2 tRNA genes and 3 rRNA genes are annotated in these 5,536 nt (G+C 55.4%); all 5 read left to right on the forward strand.

The features are described 5' to 3' along the window. Positions 1 to 306 precede the first annotated feature (306 nt). The 5 genes from ACY35P_RS14810 (at position 307) to rrf (ending at position 5,484) form a co-directional block, all read left to right on the forward strand. A 16S ribosomal RNA gene (locus ACY35P_RS14810) occupies positions 307 to 1,845 on the forward strand. A gap of 100 nt (positions 1,846 to 1,945) precedes the next feature. Then, a tRNA-Ala gene (locus ACY35P_RS14815) sits at positions 1,946 to 2,021 on the forward strand. A 6-nt stretch (positions 2,022 to 2,027) separates the two neighbouring features. Next, positions 2,028 to 2,104, forward strand: a tRNA-Ile gene (locus ACY35P_RS14820). A gap of 225 nt (positions 2,105 to 2,329) precedes the next feature. Next, positions 2,330 to 5,197, forward strand: a 23S ribosomal RNA gene (locus ACY35P_RS14825). Between the two features lie 173 nt (positions 5,198 to 5,370). Further along, a 5S ribosomal RNA gene (gene rrf / locus ACY35P_RS14830) occupies positions 5,371 to 5,484 on the forward strand. Together the 16S, 23S and 5S rRNA genes with 2 tRNA genes alongside form the textbook arrangement of a ribosomal RNA operon. Positions 5,485 to 5,536 lie beyond the last annotated feature (52 nt).

The raw sequence follows: 5,536 nt of genomic DNA on the forward strand, positions 1-5,536 counted from the left end.
AAAATTTCCGCTCACAGGGTGTTGACAGTGATCGGAACTGCTCTAAAATGGGCGGCTCACTCGGACGGACTGAAGTTCGCCGGGTGAGGGAAGAAAGAGGGGAAGGCGCTGAGGCCGGACCTTGAGATCTTTGACAGTGTGCGCAGGTGACTTGTGCGGGCGTCTGGTGGTGGATGACTGTCCATCGCAGATGTCTCGTCACAAGCAACAAGATTTAAATGCATGCAAATGCAAGCGAGTTTTGAGGCTTGGAACGGGCTCTGCACTAAAAGCTTTAGCTGATCCTTCGGGATTGGTTGCAAAACTTAAGTGAAGAGTTTGATCCTGGCTCAGAGTGAACGCTGGCGGCAGGCCTAACACATGCAAGTCGAGCGGCAGCGGGTCCTTCGGGATGCCGGCGAGCGGCGGACGGGTGAGGAATGCGTCGGAATCTGCCTTTTTGTGGGGGATAACGTAGGGAAACTTACGCTAATACCGCATACGACCTACGGGTGAAAGTGGGGGACCGCAAGGCCTCACGCAGAAAGATGAGCCGACGCCGGATTAGCTAGTTGGCGGGGTAAAGGCCCACCAAGGCGACGATCCGTAGCTGGTCTGAGAGGATGATCAGCCACACTGGAACTGAGACACGGTCCAGACTCCTACGGGAGGCAGCAGTGGGGAATATTGGACAATGGGCGCAAGCCTGATCCAGCCATGCCGCGTGAGTGAAGAAGGCCTTCGGGTTGTAAAGCTCTTTTGTCCGGAAAGAAAAGCCTTTGATTAATACTCAGGGGTTATGACGGTACCGGAAGAATAAGCACCGGCTAACTTCGTGCCAGCAGCCGCGGTAATACGAAGGGTGCAAGCGTTACTCGGAATTACTGGGCGTAAAGCGTGCGTAGGTGGTTCGTTAAGTCTGATGTGAAAGCCCTGGGCTCAACCTGGGAACTGCATTGGATACTGGCGGTCTAGAGTGCGGTAGAGGGTGGCGGAATTCCCGGTGTAGCAGTGAAATGCGTAGATATCGGGAGGAACATCCGTGGCGAAGGCGGCCACCTGGACCAGCACTGACACTGAGGCACGAAAGCGTGGGGAGCAAACAGGATTAGATACCCTGGTAGTCCACGCCCTAAACGATGCGAACTGGATGTTGGGTGCAACTTGGCACTCAGTATCGAAGCTAACGCGTTAAGTTCGCCGCCTGGGAAGTACGGTCGCAAGACTGAAACTCAAAGGAATTGACGGGGGCCCGCACAAGCGGTGGAGTATGTGGTTTAATTCGATGCAACGCGAAGAACCTTACCTGGCCTTGACATGTCTGGAATCCTGCAGAGATGCGGGAGTGCCTTCGGGAACCAGAACACAGGTGCTGCATGGCTGTCGTCAGCTCGTGTCGTGAGATGTTGGGTTAAGTCCCGCAACGAGCGCAACCCTTGTCCTTAGTTGCCAGCACGTAATGGTGGGAACTCTAAGGAGACCGCCGGTGACAAACCGGAGGAAGGTGGGGATGACGTCAAGTCATCATGGCCCTTACGGCCAGGGCTACACACGTACTACAATGGTGGGGACAGAGGGCTGCAAGCCGGCGACGGTGAGCCAATCCCAGAAACCCCATCTCAGTCCGGATTGGAGTCTGCAACTCGACTCCATGAAGTCGGAATCGCTAGTAATCGCAGATCAGCATTGCTGCGGTGAATACGTTCCCGGGCCTTGTACACACCGCCCGTCACACCATGGGAGTCTGTTGCACCAGAAGCAGGTAGCTTAACCTTCGGGGGGGCGCTTGCCACGGTGTGGCCGATGACTGGGGTGAAGTCGTAACAAGGTAGCCGTATCGGAAGGTGCGGCTGGATCACCTCCTTTTGAGAACCGGCAGCATTGCTGCCAGGCGCCCGCACAAGACACCTGCATTCGAAGTTCCGGAAGGCCCAAGGGGGCTTTCCAGAGCGCGTCCCTGTAATACGGGGCTTTAGCTCAGCTGGGAGAGCACCTGCTTTGCAAGCAGGGGGTCGTCGGTTCGATCCCGACAAGCTCCACCACGCACCGGGTCTGTAGCTCAGGTGGTTAGAGCGCACCCCTGATAAGGGTGAGGTCGGTGGTTCGAGTCCTCCCAGACCCACCACTTCGAATGTCAGCACACACTCAAGATTAGAACCGCACGGGCGCTGAGGCCGGTGAGGTGTTCTTTGAAAATCGGATGTAGCGAGCGTTTTAGACGGAATGTCTACAGACGTGTCGTGAGGCTAAGGCGGGGGCTTCGAGCCCCTAAAAATTGAGTCGTTGAATTCGCGTCCGGGCTTTGTACCCCTGGACACAAATACGACCCTGAGGCGACTTGGGGTTATATGGTCAAGCGAATAAGCGCACACGGTGGATGCCTTGGCGGTCAGAGGCGATGAAGGACGTGGCAGCCTGCGAAAAGTACGGGGGAGCTGGCAACAAGCTTTGATCCCGTAATGTCCGAATGGGGAAACCCACTGCGCAAGCAGTATCCTGCAGTGAATACATAGCTGCTGGAAGCGAACCCGGAGAACTGAAATATCTAAGTACCCGGAGGAAAAGAAATCAACCGAGATTCCCTGAGTAGTGACGAGCGAACGGGGACCAGCCCTTAAGCTGATTAAGTTTTAGCAGAACAACCTGGAAAGGTTGGCCGTAGACGGTGACAGCCCGGTATGCGAAAAGGCTTTTTCAGTGAAATCGAGTAAGGCGGGGCACGTGAAACCCTGTCTGAACATGGGGGGACCATCCTCCAAGGCTAAATACTACTGACCGACCGATAGTGAACCAGTACCGTGAGGGAAAGGCGAAAAGAACCCCGGAGAGGGGAGTGAAATAGACCCTGAAACCGTGTGCGTACAAGCAGTCGGAGCCAACTTGTTTGGTGACGGCGTACCTTTTGTATAATGGGTCAGCGACTTACTGTTCGTGGCGAGCTTAACCGTATAGGGGAGGCGAAGGGAAACCGAGTCTGAAAAGGGCGCATAGTCGCGGGCAGTAGACCCGAAACCGGGTGATCTAGTCATGCCCAGGGTGAAGGTCCGGTAACACGGACTGGAGGCCCGAACCCACATCTGTTGCAAAAGATGGGGATGAGGTGTGATTAGGAGTGAAAAGCTAATCGAACCCGGAGATAGCTGGTTCTCCTCGAAAGCTATTTAGGTAGCGCCTCGGACGAATCCTGCTGGGGGTAGAGCACTGTTATGGCTAGGGGGTCATTGCGACTTACCAAACCATTGCAAACTCCGAATACCAGCACGGACTATCCGGGAGACACACGGCGGGTGCTAACGTCCGTCGTGAAAAGGGAAACAACCCAGACCCACAGCTAAGGTCCCAAATTCATCGCTAAGTGGAAAACGATGTGGAAAGGCACAGACAGCCAGGAGGTTGGCTTAGAAGCAGCCACCCTTTAAAGAAAGCGTAATAGCTCACTGGTCGAGTCGGTCTGCGCGGAAGATTTAACGGGGCTAAGCGATGAACCGAAGCTTGGGGTGCACATTTCGATGTGCGCGGTAGAGGAGCGTTCCGTAAGCCGTTGAAGGTGACTTGAGAAGGTTGCTGGAGGTATCGGAAGTGCGAATGCTGACATGAGTAACGATAATGCGGGTGAAAACCCCGCACGCCGAAAGCCCAAGGTTTCCTTGCGCAACGTCAATCGGCGCAGGGTGAGTCGGCCCCTAAGGCGAGGCTGAAAAGCGTAGTCGATGGGAAGCTGGTTAATATTCCAGCACCTCGCGTAAGTGCGATGGAGGGACGGAGAAGGTTAGGCAGGCCCGGCGTTGGTTGTCCGGGTGAGAGAGTTGAGGCGGTTCCCTTAGGCAAATCCGGGGGAGCAACGTTGAGACTAAGGACGAGTCCTTTTGGACGAAGCTGCTGATATCACGCTTCCAGGAAAAGCTCCTAAGCTTCAGCTTACGCAGACCGTACCGTAAACCGACACAGGTGGGCAGGATGAGAATTCTAAGGCGCATGAGAGAACTCGGGTGAAGGAACTAGGCAAAATAGCACCGTAACTTCGGGAGAAGGTGCGCCCTTTTTGGTTAATAGCTGAGAAGGGCCGCAGTGACCAGGCCGCTGCGACTGTTTATCAAAAACACAGCACTCTGCAAACACGAAAGTGGACGTATAGGGTGTGACGCCTGCCCGGTGCTGGAAGGTTAATTGATGGGGTTAGCCGCAAGGCGAAGCTCTTGATCGAAGCCCCAGTAAACGGCGGCCGTAACTATAACGGTCCTAAGGTAGCGAAATTCCTTGTCGGGTAAGTTCCGACCTGCACGAATGGCGTAACGACAGCGGCGCTGTCTCCACCCGAGACTCAGTGAAATTGAAATCGCTGTGAAGATGCAGCGTTCCCGCGGCAAGACGGAAAGACCCCGTGAACCTTTACTATAGCTTTACACTGAACGTTGAGTTCGTCTGTGTAGGATAGGTGGGAGGCTGTGAAACCGAGGCGCTAGCTTCGGTGGAGCCATCCTTGAAATACCACCCTGATGTGCTTGACGTTCTAACCTGGCGCCGTTATCCGGCGCGGGGACCGTGTATGGTGGGTAGTTTGACTGGGGCGGTCTCCTCCCAAAGAGTAACGGAGGAGCACGAAGGTACGCTCAGCGCGGTCGGACATCGCGCACTGTGTGCAAAGGCATAAGCGTGCTTGACTGCAAGATCGACGGATCAAGCAGGTACGAAAGTAGGTCTTAGTGATCCGGTGGTTCTGTATGGAAGGGCCATCGCTCAACGGATAAAAGGTACTCCGGGGATAACAGGCTGATACCGCCCAAGAGTTCATATCGACGGCGGTGTTTGGCACCTCGATGTCGGCTCATCACATCCTGGGGCTGTAGTCGGTCCCAAGGGTATGGCTGTTCGCCATTTAAAGTGGTACGCGAGCTGGGTTCAGAACGTCGTGAGACAGTTCGGTCCCTATCTGTCGTGGGCGTTGGAGATTTGAGAGGGGCTGCTCCTAGTACGAGAGGACCGGAGTGGACGAACCTCTGGTGTTCCGGTTGTCACGCCAGTGGCACTGCCGGGTAGCTATGTTCGGAAGCGATAACCGCTGAAAGCATCTAAGCGGGAAGCGCGCCTCAAGATGAGATCTCCCGGGAGCTTGACTCCCCTGAAGGAACCATCAAGACCAGGTGGTTGATAGGCTGGGTGTGTAAGTGCAGCAATGCATTGAGCTAACCAGTACTAATGATCCGTGCGGCTTGACCATATAACCTCAAGTGGCTTCCTGGAGCGGTGCTCCAGTCGAAGTGCCCTTGGCCTCGTGATACGTCACGACATTCCACTGCTCGCTACATCCACCCCTTTTCCGCTCGGATCCAAAGATCCGTCCGGTAATCAGTCGAGAGCGCGGCGCACGCAAGTGCGACCCTCCACCCTCTCCCTGGTGACCATAGCGGTGTGGAACCACCCGATCCCATCCCGAACTCGGAAGTGAAACGCACCCGCGCCGATGGTAGTGTGGCTTTGCCATGCGAGAGTAGGTCATCGCCAGGGTCTTTATCCCCAAACCCCCATCCGTGAAAACGGGTGGGGGTTTGTCTTTGGG

This window comes from Lysobacter xanthus (assembly GCF_047159895.1).